At 58.5% G+C, this 17,712-nt stretch carries 19 protein-coding genes; 15 read left to right on the plus strand and 4 right to left on the minus strand.

The window, feature by feature from the left end; translation table 11 throughout:
• Positions 1 to 141: 141 nt before the first annotated feature.
• The 7 genes from MW046_RS05050 (at position 142) to pepF (ending at position 7,435) form a co-directional block, all read left to right on the plus strand.
• On the plus strand, positions 142 to 591 hold the full coding sequence (locus MW046_RS05050) for a 30S ribosomal protein S19e (protein ID WP_247994472.1): 450 nt from the start codon (positions 142 to 144) through the stop codon (positions 589 to 591).
• Between the two features lie 83 nt (positions 592 to 674).
• Positions 675 to 1,025 carry a DNA-binding protein gene (locus MW046_RS05055; RefSeq protein WP_247994473.1) on the plus strand — a complete coding sequence of 117 codons (351 nt, stop codon included), beginning with the start codon at positions 675 to 677 and terminating at the stop codon, positions 1,023 to 1,025.
• 67 nt (positions 1,026 to 1,092) lie between these two features.
• Positions 1,093 to 2,391: a histidine--tRNA ligase gene (gene hisS / locus MW046_RS05060; RefSeq protein ID WP_247994474.1), complete on the plus strand. Its 1,299-nt coding sequence runs from the start codon at positions 1,093 to 1,095 to the stop codon at positions 2,389 to 2,391.
• On the plus strand, positions 2,391 to 3,206 hold the full coding sequence (truA, locus tag MW046_RS05065) for a tRNA pseudouridine(38-40) synthase TruA (RefSeq protein WP_247994475.1): 816 nt from the start codon (positions 2,391 to 2,393) through the stop codon (positions 3,204 to 3,206). The genes hisS and truA overlap by 1 nt, the downstream gene beginning before the upstream one ends.
• Before the next feature lie 178 nt (positions 3,207 to 3,384).
• A complete protein-coding gene (locus MW046_RS05070; protein ID WP_247994476.1) occupies positions 3,385 to 4,209 on the plus strand; it encodes a hypothetical protein in 825 nt (274 codons plus the stop codon).
• A 347-nt stretch (positions 4,210 to 4,556) separates the two neighbouring features.
• The gene (locus MW046_RS05075) at positions 4,557 to 5,522 is read left to right on the plus strand and encodes a hypothetical protein (RefSeq protein WP_247994477.1); all 966 of its coding nucleotides are present in this window, start codon (positions 4,557 to 4,559) and stop codon (positions 5,520 to 5,522) included.
• A 119-nt stretch (positions 5,523 to 5,641) separates the two neighbouring features.
• Positions 5,642 to 7,435, plus strand: coding sequence for an oligoendopeptidase F (gene pepF / locus MW046_RS05080; protein ID WP_247994478.1), 1,794 nt, complete (start codon positions 5,642 to 5,644; stop codon positions 7,433 to 7,435).
• Here pepF and MW046_RS05085 read toward each other — a convergent pair whose 3' ends face one another.
• The gene (locus MW046_RS05085; protein ID WP_247994479.1) at positions 7,436 to 7,981 is read right to left on the minus strand and encodes a response regulator transcription factor; all 546 of its coding nucleotides are present in this window, start codon (positions 7,979 to 7,981) and stop codon (positions 7,436 to 7,438) included. It abuts the gene before it with no gap.
• Between the two features lie 114 nt (positions 7,982 to 8,095).
• Positions 8,096 to 8,668, minus strand: a complete 573-nt coding sequence (locus tag MW046_RS05090; protein WP_247994480.1) for an Sjogren's syndrome/scleroderma autoantigen 1 family protein — start codon at positions 8,666 to 8,668, stop codon at positions 8,096 to 8,098.
• 229 nt (positions 8,669 to 8,897) lie between these two features.
• Here MW046_RS05090 and mdh point away from each other — a divergent pair, with 229 nt between their 5' ends.
• The 6 genes from mdh to MW046_RS05120 all read left to right on the plus strand — a co-directional run bounded on the left by mdh (position 8,898) and on the right by MW046_RS05120 (position 13,432).
• Positions 8,898 to 9,812, plus strand: coding sequence for a malate dehydrogenase (mdh, locus tag MW046_RS05095; RefSeq protein WP_247994481.1), 915 nt, complete (start codon positions 8,898 to 8,900; stop codon positions 9,810 to 9,812).
• Between the two features lie 92 nt (positions 9,813 to 9,904).
• Positions 9,905 to 10,483: an NADPH-dependent FMN reductase gene (locus tag MW046_RS05100; protein WP_247994482.1), complete on the plus strand. Its 579-nt coding sequence runs from the start codon at positions 9,905 to 9,907 to the stop codon at positions 10,481 to 10,483.
• 100 nt (positions 10,484 to 10,583) lie between these two features.
• Positions 10,584 to 11,747, plus strand: a complete 1,164-nt coding sequence (locus MW046_RS05105; protein WP_247994810.1) for a cystathionine gamma-synthase — start codon at positions 10,584 to 10,586, stop codon at positions 11,745 to 11,747.
• Positions 11,748 to 11,806: 59 nt separating this feature from the next.
• On the plus strand, positions 11,807 to 12,616 hold the full coding sequence (locus MW046_RS05110) for a M99 family carboxypeptidase catalytic domain-containing protein (protein WP_247994483.1): 810 nt from the start codon (positions 11,807 to 11,809) through the stop codon (positions 12,614 to 12,616).
• A complete protein-coding gene (locus MW046_RS05115) occupies positions 12,613 to 12,885 on the plus strand; it encodes a hypothetical protein (protein ID WP_247994484.1) in 273 nt (90 codons plus the stop codon). The genes MW046_RS05110 and MW046_RS05115 overlap by 4 nt, the downstream gene beginning before the upstream one ends.
• Before the next feature lie 70 nt (positions 12,886 to 12,955).
• Complete coding sequence (locus MW046_RS05120) at positions 12,956 to 13,432, plus strand: cupin domain-containing protein (RefSeq protein WP_247994485.1); 477 nt, start codon at positions 12,956 to 12,958, stop codon at positions 13,430 to 13,432.
• Between the two features lie 6 nt (positions 13,433 to 13,438).
• Here the strand turns inward: MW046_RS05120 and mvaD are convergent, their stop codons facing one another.
• Positions 13,439 to 14,407, minus strand: coding sequence for a phosphomevalonate decarboxylase MvaD (mvaD, locus tag MW046_RS05125; RefSeq protein ID WP_247994486.1), 969 nt, complete (start codon positions 14,405 to 14,407; stop codon positions 13,439 to 13,441).
• A gap of 75 nt (positions 14,408 to 14,482) precedes the next feature.
• The gene (locus MW046_RS05130; protein WP_247994487.1) at positions 14,483 to 15,037 is read right to left on the minus strand and encodes a DUF2243 domain-containing protein; all 555 of its coding nucleotides are present in this window, start codon (positions 15,035 to 15,037) and stop codon (positions 14,483 to 14,485) included.
• Between the two features lie 201 nt (positions 15,038 to 15,238).
• Here MW046_RS05130 and MW046_RS05135 point away from each other — a divergent pair, with 201 nt between their 5' ends.
• Both MW046_RS05135 and metX read left to right on the plus strand, forming a co-directional pair.
• Positions 15,239 to 16,525: an O-acetylhomoserine aminocarboxypropyltransferase/cysteine synthase family protein gene (locus MW046_RS05135; RefSeq protein ID WP_247994488.1), complete on the plus strand. Its 1,287-nt coding sequence runs from the start codon at positions 15,239 to 15,241 to the stop codon at positions 16,523 to 16,525.
• The gene (gene metX / locus MW046_RS05140) at positions 16,522 to 17,712 is read left to right on the plus strand and encodes a homoserine O-acetyltransferase MetX (RefSeq protein ID WP_247994489.1); all 1,191 of its coding nucleotides are present in this window, start codon (positions 16,522 to 16,524) and stop codon (positions 17,710 to 17,712) included. The genes MW046_RS05135 and metX overlap by 4 nt, the downstream gene beginning before the upstream one ends.

The raw sequence follows: 17,712 nt of genomic DNA on the forward strand, positions 1-17,712 counted from the left end.
CACTACACGATACGTTGCAATGAGTATCCCGGCCCCACCGTGGCTTTGCCGCCCACTTCGTCACGTTCGCGTGGACCCCCCGACGGTAAGCCGAACGGCACATCGATGTGTTTAAACAGCGCGCGAGAGGATAAACCCGTAATGACGACGTTTTACGACGTGCCGACCGACGCGCTCATCGAAGCGGTCGGTGAGGAACTCGACATCGAAGCACCGGAGTGGGCGGCCTACACGAAATCGGGCGTCTCCCGCGAACTTCCCCCCGAAGATGAGAACTTCTGGCAACGTCGTGGGGCTAGCCTCCTGCGGCGGGTGGCAATCGATGGCCCAGTCGGAATCGAGCGACTGCGGACGCAGTACGGTGGCTCGAAGCAGGGATCGACGCGGTACCGCGTCCGTCCCGATATGAAAGCCGACGCCAGCGGTAACGTCATCCGTACCATTCTCCAACAGCTCGAATCCGAGGGTCTCGTGGAGATCGCAGAGGGAGAAGGCCGACGGATCACCGGCGCAGGTCGTTCGCTCCTCGATGAGACCGCATCGGACGTACTCGAGGATCTCGATCGCCCCGAACTGGAACGGTACGCCTGAGTGTTCTGACAGTCGATCCGGCTTCGTCCCACCGACCACCACCAGTTTGGCCCGTCACGGTTTTGTGTCGTCCTCTCTAATCGATGGGCATGTCGAGCGAGGACGAGCTCGAGGAACTCCGACAGAAGAAGATGGAACAGCTCAAAGAGCAACAGCAACAGCAGGACGTCGACGAGGAGGCGCTCCAGGCCCAACAGGAACAGGCCGAAGCCCAAAAGAAGGCGGTGCTTCGTCAGAACCTCACCGATGGCGCTAGAAAGCGCCTCAACACGGTGAAGATGTCCAAACCCGAACACGGAGAGCAGATCGAGCGCCAAGTGATCGCTCTCGCACAGAGTGGTCGTGTGCAAGGTAAAATCGACGAGAATCAGATGAAGCAGCTCCTCGATGAGCTGACACCGGATTCTCAGAGCTTTAATATTCGCAGGCGCTGAGGCAGGTGATCGCACGTCGTGCTCGCGCTACCGCACAGTTGAAGTGTATTCTCCGAGAGGATCGGATATGTACGAGCACATCAAGGGGTTCCGTGATTTCTACCCCGAGGAGATGGGTGCGCGACGGTCTGTCGTCGACACCTTAGAGCGCGTTGCCCGTCAGTATGGCTTTCGAGAGGTGGGAACGCCAGCACTCGAACGCACACAGCTGTACGTCGACAAAAGCGGCGAAGAGATCATCGAGGAACTGTATTCGTTCGCCGATCAGGGCGGGCGGGAGCTCGCACTCACCCCAGAACTGACACCGACCGTGGCACGTATGGTCGTCGCCAAACAACAGGCGCTCACGAAGCCGATCAAATGGTTCTCGACGCGCCCGTTCTGGCGGTACGAAGAGCCACAACAGGGTCGGTTCCGGGAGTTTTATCAGACGAACGTCGACAGCTTCGGTTCGTCCGATCCGGCAGCGGACGCCGAGATACTCGCGTTTACGGCGGATGCGCTCACCGAACTCGGACTCACAGGCGCGGAGTTCGAATTCCGCGTCAGCCACCGGGACATCCTGGGCGGACTGCTCGAAACGTTCGACGCTGATGTCGACGTGGCTGGAGCGATCCGCGCGGTCGACAAGCGCGAAAAGATCGAACGGGCGGCGTATTACGATCTGTTGGTTGAATGTGGTCTGACACGATCACAAGCCAGCACGTTTGATGAGCTGCTGTCGGCCAACGATCTCTCGGAGCTGACGGCGTTTTCCGACAACGAGCGACTGACCGACGCCGTCACGAACCTTCGGGAAGTGTTGGCAGCCACCGAGGATTTCGGTGCACGCGAATACTGCACGGTCTCACTGGATACGGCACGCGGATTGGATTATTACACCGGGACCGTATTCGAGTGTTTCGACTCGACGGGGGATGTCTCCCGATCGGTGTTCGGCGGCGGTCGATACGACGATCTGATCGAAGGGTACGGCGGACAGCCGACGCCAGCGGTCGGCGTTGCACTGGGACATTCGACGCTCTCGTTGTTGCTCGAACGAGCGGGGGTGTGGCCCGAGGAAGCGATCACAACCGATTACTACGTGTTGCAGGTCGGGGAGACACGCAGCGTTGCCGCTGAGATCGTGCAGTCCTTGCGTACACTCGGCCACACTGTCGAAACCGACGTTTCGGGACGGAGCTTCGGGGCACAGATGGGGTACGCCGACAGCATCAACGCCCAAACGGTGATCATCGTCGGCGAGCAGGATCTCGAATCCGATCAAGTGACGATCAAAGACATGCAGAGCGGCGAGCAGACGACGGCACCGCTCGATTCGTTCCCGCCAGAGCAGGGACGACCGACGTACGACGACTACGCTTGATGCACCGCGCGTTCCGACTGGCCTACGACGGCAGCAACTACCACGGCTTTCAGCGCCAGCCCGATGTACCGACCGTCGAAGACGAACTGTTCGGCGCGCTCATGGCGCTCGGCGTCTTCGACGGAGACCATCGGCCAGAGGGCTATGCCGCTGCCGGTCGGACAGACAAAGGAGTGTCTGCTGTCGCCCAAACGGTTTCTTTTGACTGTCCAACGTGGCTCGTACCACGAGCACTCAACAGCGAACTTCCGTCTGCTATTCGAGCGTGGGCGAGTGCCGAGGCACCGACTGGATTTCACGCGACCCACGACGCCTCCTACCGCGAGTACACGTATCACCTCCACGCACCGGATGCGGATCGACAGCGAGCACGCGAAACGTTGACCGCGCTCAGTGGGTCCCACGATTTCCACAACTTGACCGTTGATACGGACCGTACTCGGCGGACGCTCGAGACAGACCTCGAAACGGCTGGTCCGTACCTCCGTGTTACACTCCGAGCACCCGGATTCGCTCGTCAGCTCGTCCGCCGCATCGTCGGACTCCTCACAGCAGTCGCACACGGTGACCGGGATGACGTCGATCGCGTGCTCTCTTCCGAGCAGCTCACCGGTCCCGACGGCGTGTGTGCCGCCCCGCCCGAGCCGCTGGTGTTGACCCACGTCGAATACCCCATGCTGGACTTCGATCGTGACGTTTCGGCAGCGACAAGCGCCACGAAACTGTTCGAGACAAAACGAATCGAACAGGAAACACGATCACGAGTAGCTGGGACGATCCATAGAATGATCGATGAACCATTCACCAATCAGTAATGGTGTGACGACATTTTGCAGTAATAAAATCGTATAGTAATACTATCATTTGGATGTGATACTAACCAGCATCGCCATCAGATATCGTAATGCGGCTCATAATACGCCTGTATAGAATACGATCGGACGCAGGAGCTTTATAACAAAACAGAAACGGCCACTCAGGAGCTACTGCGTCATGCCGAAAGACAGATCGAAGCGCGATGGGATTGGACGAAGAGACCTGGTAAAGATGCTCGGCGCAGCTGGTGTTACGATCGGTACTCTCGGGACGGGAGTCACCGTTGCGTCAGCTAGTGACGATGGAAAAGGTAAGAAACACCACAAACGGAAAACGCCGAAAGACCTCAACATCGGATACACGCGCAAATACGGGGAGTGGTGGCCCGACACGTACGACGATATCGGGAAGGAAGTCGACCCGGACAAATTCTACATCAAAGGGGACAAACGGAAAGTAGTGATCTGTGCCCCCTTCCCGTTCTCAGTTACTTACGCTACTCGTAAAAAGAAACATAAGAAGAAGCACGAGAAGCACGATAAAAAAGACGACAAGAAAGACGACGAGAAAGACGACAAGAAACGGAAGAAACATCACCGGAACGGCAAGTCGCACGGTCGCTTCAAGGGCTGTAAAAAACAAAAAACGGTCCGTGCCAAAAAGGATGGGAAGCATTACCGCGCTAAGATCAAGTGTCCCAAGAAAAAGGAGATCTGTTGGTTCCGTGTCCACCATCCGGACAAAAAGGACGACCACAAGCACCATCACGACCACGATGGTCGAGACCGAGATCGGGACCACGATGACCGAGACCGGGATCACGATGACCGAGACCGGGATCACGACCACGATGGTCGAGATCGAGATCGGGACCACGATGACCGAGACCGAGACCGAGATCGGGACCACGATGACCGAGACCGAGACCGAGATCGGGACCACGATGACCGAGACCGAGACCGAGATCGGGACCGAGACTGCCGAAAGAAAAACGACGACTGAGATCACGCACCGCTCAGACGTTTTGAGATCGGGTAGCACCCGGATCATTTCTTCCCCGATATTTTTTGACGGCTGGAAATAACCGAGCGCGATCAGAGAGAACCATCGGTAGCAGTCGCCGGATCGTCACGACGGAGGCTCGTGTACAGTTCCACTGAGAAGAGGGGCACTGGTGCTTGAAACCCGTCCGTAACGAGACCGACGAGTGGGATGAACAGATTTCGTGCACTACTACAAACCAGCGCGAAACCGGACGTCGAACCTGCCGAATAGAGCGGTTAGGCGGTCATTACTGAGGGAAACACGTTCATACTTACGTGGGTAGCTGCGCGGACAGTTACTGAACAATGAATCGGCCGCACGACGATACAACCAGTTCATCAACGGCGTACGAGCGTATGCTCGGCTTGAGCGCGAAAGCCGTGGTGGTCGTGATGGTGGTGGTGACTGTCGGTGCCGTGAGCATCAGCATGGCACCGATCGCAGACGCACAGGACGGTACCCCAAGCGACAATGGAACCAACGCCTCGGAAACGTTCGCTGTCGAACAGGGTGATACGTGTTATACGGTCACACCGATAGGAGACGGAACGAATAACGTGGTGTCCTTCTACGACTACCGCACCCACGGAAGCGGATACAGCTCCCGAGGAACGACCGACCTACAGGTCGAAGACACGAGCCAGTTCTTCTTCCACAAGGGGAACGGAGGACTGAGCCTCGTCTTTATCCACGATCAGTTTTCAGGAAACCGGAGCACGGGCGGCGGAGCCGTAACGCTCGTGATGCGCGGCCTGCCGGTCACCGGTGGTTGGACCGTCAAAGACGATGGCTACGCCGGAGCGAACGACACCTTCACGTTCAACAAATCGATGACGACTGCGTCCTGGGGATGGAACGGCGGTCGTAACGACGGTGGTGTCTACCGAGCACCCCCAGACGACTGGGACAGCGAGATAACCATCGATCCGCAGTTCAACAGGGAGGCAAACTCCTACCCCTACCCCGGTTGGGATGGTGATGGCACGATGAACCAAGTCGAGCGCTGGATCGTCCGCTCCGGCGACGAACAGGCCCATGCGCTCAATATGTATGATGAAGTGAAGATAACCCCGGGGACGTGTGACTCCAAAGGCGGAGAGCAAACCCAAACCCAAGAGCAGGGTCAGAGCCAGATGAACAACGATCAGGGTTCGAACGAGAACTCCGAGGGGTTGCGAACCATCGTGTCGGGACCGGGATTCGGGGTGGTGCTGACGGTGCTCGCCTTGGCTGTGGCGCTGATTGCGATCGTCGCCCACAGACGACAGTAAACCGTCCGATAGTCGCATACGGATCTCCGATCAGTTCGAAACCATTTTTCTAGACCGGGAATCCGGAAGAAGAGTCGGTCCGACGATGCGTTTAACAGAGACGGGACGAACCGTAGTACATGAGTTCAGTTCCAGAGCGTGGAGAGATCGACGAGCAGTACAAATGGGATACAGACGATCTGTTCGTGAACGACTCGGAGTGGGAAGACAGCTACGAGCAGGCCGAGTCGCTCATCGAGGAACTCGAAGAATACGAAGGCCGCGTAACCGAGGACGCTGAAACGCTGTTAGCTGCGTTGCGTCACTCCGAGCAGACGATGCGCACCGTTTCGAACGTCGTCACGTACACGCGGATGAAAAGCGACGAGGACACTCGTGACCAGCAGTATCAGGCGCTATCAGCGCGAGCGCAGTCGTTGATCGCCGACGCCAGGAGCGCAGCGGGGTTCATCGAGCCGGAGATCCAAACGCTCACCGAGACGGATATCGAGGAACTGATCGACCGAGAGCCAGCGCTCGAACAGTACGAGCAGTATTTCGACGACGTGCTCCGGCTGAAACCGCACACGCGATCGACAACGATCGAGCAACTACTCGCTGATTTCAGTGACGTAACCGACGCGCCGGGAGAGATCTACACCATGCTGACGAACGCGGATATGGAGTTTCCGGCCGTCGAGGATCCCGATGGGAACGCGGTCGAGATCACGCTGTCGAATTTCACGACATTGCAGAAAAATCCCGACCGGACGTTTCGTCGGGAAGTGTACGAATCGTTTTATGACGAGTGGGAGTCAGTGCGGAACGCGATCGGAGCAGCATATAAAAAAAGCGTGACTGCTGATGTGAAACAGGCTCGAGCACACGAGTATGAAACCGCCCGCGAGGCCAAACTCGACGGCACCAACGTTCCACTCTCGGTGTACGATACCCTCGTCGAGACGGTCAACGACAACCTCGACACACTCCACAAACATCTCGAACTGAAGCGCGACGTGCTCGATCTCGACGAACTTAGAATGTGGGACGTGTACATGTCCCTCACTGGAAACGAAAGCCCAACCGTAACCTACGAACAGGCGAGATCATACGTCACCGACGCGGTTGCACCCCTTGGAGAGGAGTACCAGTCCCGGCTGGCAGCCGGACTCGATGCACGGTGGGTAGACGTCTATGAGAACGTGGGAAAACGGTCGGGAGCCTACAGCAGCGGAACGTACGACACCCAGCCGTATATCCTGATGAACTACCAGGACGATGTGACCTCGATGTTCACGCTGGCTCACGAACTCGGTCATTCGATGCACAGCCAATTGGCGAAAGAGACACAGCCGTACGTGTACAGCGATTACGAGATCTTCGTTGCTGAGGTCGCAAGCACCGTCAACGAGACGTTACTCACTCACCATCTCCTCGAAACAGTCGAGGATGAACAGCTTCGCCGGCACGTTCTCGACCAGTATCTCGAACGGTTCCGATCGACGTTGCTGCGACAGACCATGTTCGCAGAATTCGAACAGAGGACCCACGAAATCGTCGAAGACGGTGGGGCGCTCACGCCGGATCGGCTCGATGAGTTGTACGGCGGGCTGAAACGCACGTATCTCGAACCGGCGGTCGTCGACGACCGGATCGATCGGGAATGGATGCGTATCCCCCATTTCTACAACGCGTTCTACGTCTACCAGTACGCGACCGGGATCAGTGCAGCGGTTGCGATCGTCGACCAGATCCTCGACGACGACAGACCCGACGCTGCAAAGCAGTATCGTCAGTTCCTCCGCTCGGGGTCCCGAGACTATCCCCTCGAACTCCTGCAAGATGCTGGCGTGGACATGCAACGACCAGACCCCATCGAAACGACGTTTTCGACGTACGAGGAGTATCTCGGCGTGTTCGAGCAGTTGACCTGATCAGTTTCGCATCAAACTGATAAACGCGTTGTCGTCCATCTCCTGCGTTCTATCTTCAAGTCGTGTGGCGAGCCTCTCGATCCGTGATCCGAGTGTCGATAGTTCCTCCTGTGATGACGTTGCCGAGGCGAGAAGCTCGCTCCGCTCAGCGAGCAAATCGAAATACTCAGCCTCCAGCTCACGATAGTCCTCGTGAGCGAGCATCTGCGAGACGACCGACAGCAGCTCGTCTTTCGTAATGGGTTTCGTGAGCGCCGCGTCGGCTCCAGCCTCGATGAGATCGAAATTGGACTCGACAGCAGTCGCCATCACGATCTTACAGTCCAATTCTCGTTTTCGTACCTCCTTGATCACTTCCCGCCCTGTCATGGCTGGCATCAACCGATCCAACACCATGATATCAACGCTGTCATCAATGAGCTCTAGCGCACGTGTACCGCTCTCTGCGGATCGTATCTGATAGTCACCGGATAACCAGTGTGAGTAGATGTCCACTAACGATGATTCATCCTCGACGATCAACACGACTGGATCCGTATCACTCATTGAGCCGCAAACACACGCCAAATTGATTAATATTCCGATTATCCAACTATATCAAGACTATTGTATTATATTGAATACTAATGTGTAATTATGTCCGGGTCGAGACGGGTTTACTCATTTCGATGCTTGGTTGAGGGCGTCGAGAGCCGTCGCTGCGTCCTCCGTGGCGGCGAGGAACTTGCGGGCGCGATCAGGATCCTCCGTCGTTTCGGCGTGTTTGGCGAAACGCGTGATGGTAGTTACGAGCGACTGGCGTGCCGTCGAGAGATCGGGATCGGACGGAACATCGGCAGCTGTAGCTGATGTGTCCGTGGTGGTCGTGTCGGTAGTCGGTTCCGTGTGGTCCTCAGACGGTGCCGTTTCATCCTCGATTTCGATCTGCGTTGACGCCGTCGTCTCTGGCGGCTCCGATGACTCGGCGTCCGCCGTGGCCTGTTGTGTATCAGTTGCGGACCGGGGTGTGTCCCCCGATCGTTGTTCGTCGGTTCGGACCTGACAGGTCGGACAGAACTCCTGTCCCTCATACCGGAAAAGCGGATCACTACAGGTGTCACAGTGAGTGTCCGTCATCGTTGCCCCTTGAAGAAGCAGTTCGCTCATGCGCTCCGTGCTTTCGCGTTTTCGCTTGTCCTGTTCGAACTGCTTTCTAAGCTTCTCACGCTCGGCATCCTCGTCAAATTCGCTCATACACGAAAGGAAGTGGTCGATCTCAAAAAGATCTCCGACGGAAACCGAAGCGTACCTCTCGATCATGGCTGATCGAAACGTCGTATCTCGTATACGTTTTGTTCGAATCCATTGGTTCAGATTATAATGATTGTACAGAACGGTGTAAACGATATTTTATGCATGCGTTACCAATGTCGAAATGATAGCTTTCGAAGCGTTTAACCGGCCCGTACGCCGATTTTGGGGTATGGTAAAAGTCAGCGTAGTCGGCGCGGCAGGGACCGTTGGTGCAGCGGCTGGATACAACATTGCGCTCCGCGACATCGCCGATGAGGTAGTGTTCGTGGACATTCCAGATCAAGAAGACACGACGATCGGGCAGGCTGCCGACGTGAACCACGGCGTCGCCTACGACGCGAACACGGATATCCGACAGGGGAGCTACGAGGAGACGGCTGGCTCCGATGTGGTCGTGATCACGGCGGGCATTCCACGCAAGCCCGGACAAACCCGGCTCGATCTGGCAGAGGACAATGCGCCGATCATGGAGGATATCGGCGCGTCGCTGGCCGAATACAACGACGATTTCGTGACGATCACCACCTCGAACCCCGTCGATCTCCTGAACCGGCATCTGTACGAAGCAGGTGATCGTGCCCGGGAGAAGGTGATCGGATTCGGTGGCCGCCTCGACAGCGCACGATTCCGGTACGTGCTTTCTCAGGAGTTCGACGTGCCGGTGACAAACGTCGAGGGGACGATCCTCGGTGAACATGGGGACGCACAGGTACCGGTGTTCTCGAAGGTGCGAGTGAACGGCCGGGATCCGTCGTTTACGGACGAGAAAAAGGATCGTATTCTCGGAGATCTCCAAGAAAGCGCGATGAACGTCATCGAGCGCAAGGGAGCGACCGAGTGGGGTCCAGCAACGGGTGTCGGACACATGGTTGAGGCCGTGCTCCGGGACACCGGCGAAGTGCTTCCTGGTTCGATCGCGCTCGATGGCGAGTTCGGTCACAGTGGCGTCGGTCTCGGCGTGCCGGTCAAACTCGGCCGAAACGGGGTTGAGGAGATCGTCGAGTGGGAGCTTTCCGAAAGCGAACAGGAACAACTAGCCAATGCGGCCGAGAAACTGGCCGACCAGTACGAGAAGATCGCGTGAGAACTCTGCCGACGGCTCGGAGCTGACGCCTACCCAACGGATAGAGAGCCGTCGGTCGGTACACTTTTCATTCCCTACGGATTCCAACACGTATGAATAGATCTCACGTCGTCGCAGTCTGTGGCAGTCTTCGGGACGGTAGTTACACCCGAATCGCACTCCAGCACGCGCTCGACGGCGCAGCCGATCTGGACGCCTCGACCGATCTGATCGATCTCCGGTCGCTTGAGCTACCGGTGTACGACGCTGACGCCAACGATGCGGGCGATTCCGACGAACTCCGAGAACGGATTCGGGAAGCCGACAGCGTGTTGTTGGGATCACCGATGTACCACGGCTCCTACTCCGCACCCCTGAAAAACGCGCTGGATTACTGTGGATTCGACGAGTTCGAGAACACCACGGTGGGACTGCTCGCGGTGTCGGGCGGTTCGTTCACAGTCACGACGCTCGATCACCTCAGATCGGTGTGTCGCGCGCTGAACGCGTGGGTGATCCCCCACCAGGCTGCGATCCCAAGCGTCAACAGCCAGTTCGAGGACGGCGAATTCGTCGATACAGACATCGAGACCCGAGTCAGAACCTTGGGGCGGCGCGCCGTCGAGTACGCCACGATCGAACCCGATCCCTACACCGTCGAAAGCGCCGAAAACGTCGGTGCAGACGACTAATTTCGAAGTGACGCCTGCGCACGATGCGTATGGTGACCGGCAGATCGATCCCTCGCCGAAGAACGACAAGAGTCACACGGATCGGCGGTGTTGTTCGAGCATGGGCGACGATTCACAACGGATCGAGACGCGGGCGATCCACGCGGGCCAACAGCCAGACCCCGAAACGGGAGCGGTGATGACGCCGATCTACGCGAGCTCGACGTATGCACAGGACGCGCCGGGCGAGGACCGGGGGTATGAATACTCCCGAACCGGGAACCCGACTCGAGCGGCGCTCGAAGCGAACCTCGCTGATCTCGAAAGCGGTGCTCACGGCCGAGTCTTTTCGAGCGGAATGGGCGCGATCAACACCGTGCTCAACCTGTGTGAATCGGGCGATCACGTGGTTGCGAGCAACGACGTGTACGGTGGCACTCATCGCCTGTTCACCCAGGTGTACGACCAGTACGACGTGTCGTTCGACTTTGTGGACATGACGGATCTCGATGCAGTGGCCGACGCTGTCGGCTCGGCCACTCGCGTAGTGTGGGTCGAAACGCCGACCAATCCGTTGTTAAGCGTGATCGACATGGCAGCCGTCGCAGACATCGCTCACGAACACGCTGCGCTCTGTGCGGTGGACAACACGTTTGCGACGCCGTATCTCCAGCGTCCACTCGAACACGGCGCTGACGTCGTCTGTCACTCGCTCACGAAGTACATGGGCGGACACTCCGACGTCGTTGGGGGAGCACTCATCACTGACGACGCCGAACTCGACGAGCGCTTTGGCTTTTATCAGAACAGCGTCGGCGCGACGCCGAACCCCTTCGGGTGCTTTCTGGTGTTGCGAGGCGTGAAGACGCTTCCAGTTCGCATGGAACGCCACTGTGACAACGCGCGTGCACTGGCGGCATGGCTCGAAGACCGCCCCGAAGTCGAGTCCATCTACTACCCCGGATTGGAGAGCCACCCGACCCACGAGACCGCAGCCAAACAGATGGACGACTACGGCGGCATGCTCAGCTTCGAACTCGACGCAACGTTAGAAGAGACGAGTGCAGTCGTCTCGAACACGGAGGTGTTCACGCTCGCAGAAAGTTTGGGCGGCGTCGAGAGCCTCATCGAGCAACCAGCAGCGATGACACATCAGGCGATACCACGGGAAGAGCGGATCGCAGCCGGATTAACCGACGGTTTGATTCGAGTCAGCGCCGGTATCGAGCACGTCGATGATCTCCGAGCGGATCTACAGCACGCGTTCGATACCGTATGCCAGTGAACATCTCGGACCGGAACAGAAGGCGAAACTGATAACGGCAGAACACATACCCCGAAGCAATGAAACGTCGGACGTATCTCTCGGGGGCAGTAGCTGCCGTCGGCCTTTCGATGCCGACCATCAGATCACCGATCGACGTTAGTGAACAAAAAAAGGACACGACGGGCGAGCTAGAGGCCACGGCAACAGTTCTAGAAGGGACCAAGTACGAAACGGAGCTGTATGCGATCGATGGGACCGACGAGGGACCGACGGGCATCGTGGTCGGTGGTGTCCACGGAGACGAAAAGTCCGGATACCGGGCGGCCGAAACGGTGGCGAGCTGGCAGTTCGAGACCGGTCGGGTGATCGTGCTTCCCCGCGTGAATCGACCAGCGATCGAGCGGAACACTCGCCACGGCGTCGGTGGGGATCTCAATCGACAGTTTCCGCCCGGAGAAACGCCGACGACGAAGCTCGCACGCGCGATCTGGAACGACGTAGTGATGCGATACGAGCCGGATGTCCTACTCGATCTCCACCGATCGAAAGGGATCTACAAGTTCCATCCGGACTTCGTCGGACAGTCGATCTACCCGACGAACGCCGGATCCGCACCGTCGAACGCCAAGGAAACGATCGATATACTGAACAAAGAACACGTTCCGTGGTACATGCCGTTCCACGAGTTCAAGCCCGGAAACACGGTGTACGGCAGCCGTCCGATGCTCGTTCACAAGGCCGGTAACGATCTGAACATACCGGCGTACATCGTAGAAACGGCGCGATTCCTCACCGATCTCGACACGCGGATTGAATGGACGACCGCGGCTGCGGAATCGCTGCTTTCGTTACACGACATCGGTCGCGCAGGGAAGGGTGAGCAATGACTGTATCGGATATCCGGCGGATCTTCGCCGGACGGAGCGTCATCGTTGTATTCGTGCTCCTCGTCGGTCCGCTCGTCGTCGGTGCCATCGACAACGATTTCATGACGCCCTTAGCGCTCCCAGGATACGTCGCGCTGTCTCTGGGGAGTTCGATCGGGAATCAGCTTTTTCCGAACTTCGCGCTCTGGGTGTACTGGGCACCGTTCTTAGTGGGCAGCTACGCCGTCTCGGTCGTTGTTGGCGGGATACACCGGCATATTCGACAGTGAAGAAACACAACCCAGAGAAACGAACAGCCAGTGGCAGTAGCTTTTTGATATGCCCGAACTGTTCGGTGGTATGAAAAAAGCAGCACTCGATGAGATCCAGACCGTTCCGAACCCGTTGAACGTGCATGAGATCCGCAAGCCGATTTCGATGGTGCTCGGAACGACCGACTTCGCCATGAACTACTTCGAACTCTCCTCTGGCGAATCGTTTTCCGGTGGTATTCACACCCATCACGATCAAGAGGAGGTGTTTTTCATCGTGGAGGGCACTGCGACGTTCGAGATCGGTCGGGAAGGAAGAGAGGAGGTACGAGTCGGTCCGGAGGCAGCAATCCGCTTTGAGCCGGGGGAGTTCCAGTGTGGCCACAACTACGATGAGGAGACCGTCGTCGGGTTGGCACTCGGCGCGCCCGGCGCGATGCACGACTGGGACGAACTGGAATCGATCGTTTACTGTCCGGAGTGTGAGAAGAAAACGGGCCACGGTGTCGCACTCGAAAACGGGGACTTCCAACTCACCTGTACAGTGTGTGAATACGACCACTGACCGGCGTCAAAACAGCGCGTCGCTTTCTTCGAGGATGCGCGCCGGGCCGCCGACCTGCCAGCGTCGAGTCGGTGCGTGCTCGCTGACGGCGCGTTCGACTGCATCGACGTGTTCGGCCGTCGTGTTGACGTAGACGCTTGCACCCGTATCGGTAGAGAAGAACACGGGGATTCCATCGCGCCGGAGATCGCGCACCGTCTCGAAGATCGACAGCGTGGTGGGCTGCCAGTACACCCACCCGGCAGGACCGGTCATCGTCGTCGCAGCCAACGAGAGTGAATCGTGCTCGGCGAGCTCGAACGCCGCTTCGAACTCCGCGCTCAGCAGCGCATCGCGCATCTCGACGATCTGGCCGTGGATATGGGCCAGTCGGGCCTCGAACATGTGGCTGTCGGCGGCCTCTTTGTGTGCTTCTTCGGTTTCCTTGTACGCCGGTACCTCACAGCCGATGACCCGTAGCTCGTCTTCGAGTTCGGTGTCGATGCGCTCTGCCCGACAGTCCACGTCGTTCAGCCCCGTCCGGAGGTGGGAAAACGCGCCCGTTACTGCCCGTGCCGCCGAGGACGAACCGCGGCGGGCGATCGTGGAAATCTCCGGACGGCTCAACTCCAGCCCGGCGGCTTCACACAGTGCCATCGCGGCCGCAGCAAAGCCCGACGATGAGGAACCGAAGCCGATGTTCGTTGGAAACGAACTCTCGCTTTCGAACCGAACGGGCGTCTCGATCCCCGCGCGCGAACGTACCTCGTCGATGACGGTTTCGACGCGCTCTGCGGCGCGCCCTGACACCGCTTCCCCGTCGATCACGATCCGATCGGACGTGAGCGACGGATCGAATTCGACGGTCGTCGTCGAGTTGCTCGGTGCGGTGCAAACGCTGATCGAATCGTGATACGGAAGCCGAAGCTCCGGATCGCGCATTCCGTGATACTTGATGAGTCCCTGAATCGGATGGGCTCGCGCTGTCGCCTTCATTCGCATATCTCTCAGGCGTTCCACCGTAGGCTTAACTGATTCGACTCATCACAACGGAGGTGGGGTACCCGCCGATCAATCGATCTCTTCTCGTTTGTGTTCGCCCCGCGCAGCTTGCTCTCGGTCGTGTCCGGAGGCTGGTGAGACAGCACCACGAACGACGGCGTATCCGCCGAGGATGAACAACACACCCCAGATCAGAAACGCTGCGTCCCACAAGAGGACAGGACCGGGACCAGCAGGCCAAACGTGATGAATGCCGAGAAGATGGTGGTTGATGATTCCCTCAACCACGTTGAATACGCCCCAACCGAGGATCACAGATCCGAACAACGCCCGGCCTGATGCAGGGACATCCGGTTGTTGCCACGCCCGCCAGAGGAGAATGATTCCGAGAACGGTGAAGACGTAGGTAACGACGTGGAAGAACCCATCGACCATCACGTTCAGTCGGAGGACGCCGATGACCGTCGTGTCGGTGACGGCGGACAACATGTGGTGCCATTGGAGGATCTGATGGATGACGATCCCATCGAAAAACCCGCCCAATCCCAAACCGAGAAGGAGACCAGCCCGAACCAGCGGCTTTGCGCGTTTCTGAAGACCTAGCCACGTCTCTTGGTCGCTCATAGGAGAAATTACGAGTGCACAGATTGAAGAAGTAATGTTAACAATACTCACATCCTGTTTGTTGTTTAGCTAACATCTGCTCGGAAAAGAGAGACCACAATCACTACTGCGTCTATCACGATTATCGTTCTCACACCCCACAACAGCAAACGTTGCCGTAACTGGTGGTTATAACCTCATGTAGATATATGAGTCACAAACATGGAGAACGAGGAGCGGCGCACGCGTGGCTTCGGAACGCGGTGTATCCACGCTGGGCAACGAGCGGACGAGGAAACCAGGGCAGCAGCACCACCGTTGTATCAAACGTCGTCGTACGTGTTCGAGGACGCCGACTACGCGGCTGATCTGTACGCTCTCGAGGCCGATGGCGACGTGTACTCGCGGATCAGTAATCCAACAGTACGAACGCTCGAACGCCGTCTTGCGGATCTCGAAGGCGGCGTCGGCGCGCTCGCCACGGGGTCGGGCATGGCCGCGCTGGACGCCGCGACGCTCGTGCTCGCCCGGGCCGGGGATAACGTGGTGTCGGCATCATCGATCTACGGCGGAACGCACGCGTATCTGAGCCACACCGCGGCGCGACGGAACATCGAGGCACGCTTCGTCGACACGCTCGATTATGGAGCGTACGAGCGATCGATCGACGAGCGCACGGCGTACGTGCATCTCGAAACGATCGGGAACCCATCGCTGGTGACGCCCGACATCGAACGGGTGGCTACCATCGCCCACGAGCACGGGGTGCCGTTGCTGGTGGACAACACGTTTGCGACCCCCGCGTTGTGTCGGCCGATCGAACACGGGGCAGATCTCGTCTGGGAGTCGACGACCAAATGGATCCACGGATCGGGGACGACCGTCGGCGGGGTGCTCGTCGATGGAGGCCGGTTCCCGTGGGCGGAGTATCCGGAGAAGTATCCGGAGATCGGCGGTGAAAATCCCGCGTTCCACGGGCTGAACTTCGCCGAGCGATACGGAGACAGGGCATTTACCAACGCGGTCCGCCAGCGATCACTCCGGAGTCTCGGGGATCAGCAATCACCCTTTGACGCGTGGGTCACGCTCCAAGGATCGGAAACGCTTTCGCTCCGGATGGAACAGCACTGTGAAAACGCGCTCGCGGTCGCTCAGTTCCTCGCTGACCATCCATCGGTCGCGTGGGTCACCTACCCCGGATTGGAGTCTCACGAAACGCACGACACCGCTCGCCGGTATCTAGAGGGCGGGTTCGGAGGTATGATCGCGTTCGGGCTGGAGGGTGGATACGAGGCCGGAAAGCAGCTGTGTGAATCCGTGGAGCTAGCGCAGTTTCTGGCGAACGTCGGGGACGCGAAAACGCTCGTCATCCATCCGGCGAGCACGACCCACGCCCAGCTCTCGCCCGAGGAACAGCGCGCAAGCGGTGTCACTCCGGATCTCGTTCGCCTGTCCGTCGGTATCGAGGAGGCAGACGACATCATCGCAGATCTCGATCGATCGATATGAGTGAGACGGTTTCTCTGGGCGAGTTTCGCTTTGCGTGTGGGGAATCGATCCCGAACCTCGAACTCACCTACGAAACGTACGGCGAATTCACGGGTGATAATGCGGTGTTGGTCTGTCACGCGCTCACCGGAAGCGCCCACGTCGCTGGCGGACGAACGAGGGAGACGAGCGGACAGGCCCGTGCGTGGTGGGACGACATCGTCGGCCCGGGCAAGGCGATCGACACCACCGAGTATTACGTCATCTGTGCGAACGTCCCCGGATCGTGTTATGGATCCTCGGGACCGGCCTCAACACGACCGGACGGTACGCCATACGGAACCGACTTTCCGCCGGTTACGATCGCCGACTGGACGGAGACCCAACGAGCGTTGCTTGACGAGCTTGGGATCCCGCATCTGTACGCCGTCGTCGGAGGGAGCGTCGGCGGGATGAACGCACTCGACTGGGCGAAACGCCATCCCGACCACACCGAGCGAGTCGTCGCCATTGCCGCCGCTCCGCGGCTCGATCCCCAGTGCCTCGCGCTCGATGCCATCGCCCGGCGCGCGATCACCTCCGATCCGAAATGGCAAGACGGTGACTACTACAATACGGACGCCTCTCCCACCCACGGATTGGCACTCGCCAGACAGATCGGACACGTCATGTACCTTTCTAAAGACTCGATGGACGGGAAATTCGCTCGACGAGCCGCCGGACGGGATTCGCTCCGCGACACCTTCCCAGTCGACTCCGCGGCGGGCTTTTTCCCCTATCGGGACGTGGAGTCGTATCTCGATTACCAAGCCGAACGCTTCATCGAACGGTTCGACGCAAACAGCTACCTGTACCTGACCCGGGCGATGGACAACTACGATCTCGCCTCGGGATACGAATCGAACACCGACGCGCTCGCGGCCTTCGACGGAAAAGCGCTGTGTATATCGTTTACCGGCGATTGGCATTTCACCGTCGACCAATCCGAAACTGTCGCTCAAGCGTTTCGTGCAACGAGTACGGACGTCGCTCACCACATCATCGATTCAGACCACGGTCACGACGCTTTTCTCGTCGAACCTGAAAAGGTAGGTCCTCCGCTGGCCGATTTCCTCGCCGACGGCGTGCGTGGATCGGCCGTTACCGATACCGCTACTGAGGAGGATGAACGGGCGTTCGCTCCCGTTCACACGAGTCTGTTCGGGTAG

It is taken from the genome of Halocatena salina (assembly GCF_023115355.1).
GTDB classification, from domain to species: domain Archaea; phylum Halobacteriota; class Halobacteria; order Halobacteriales; family Haloarculaceae; genus Halocatena; species Halocatena salina.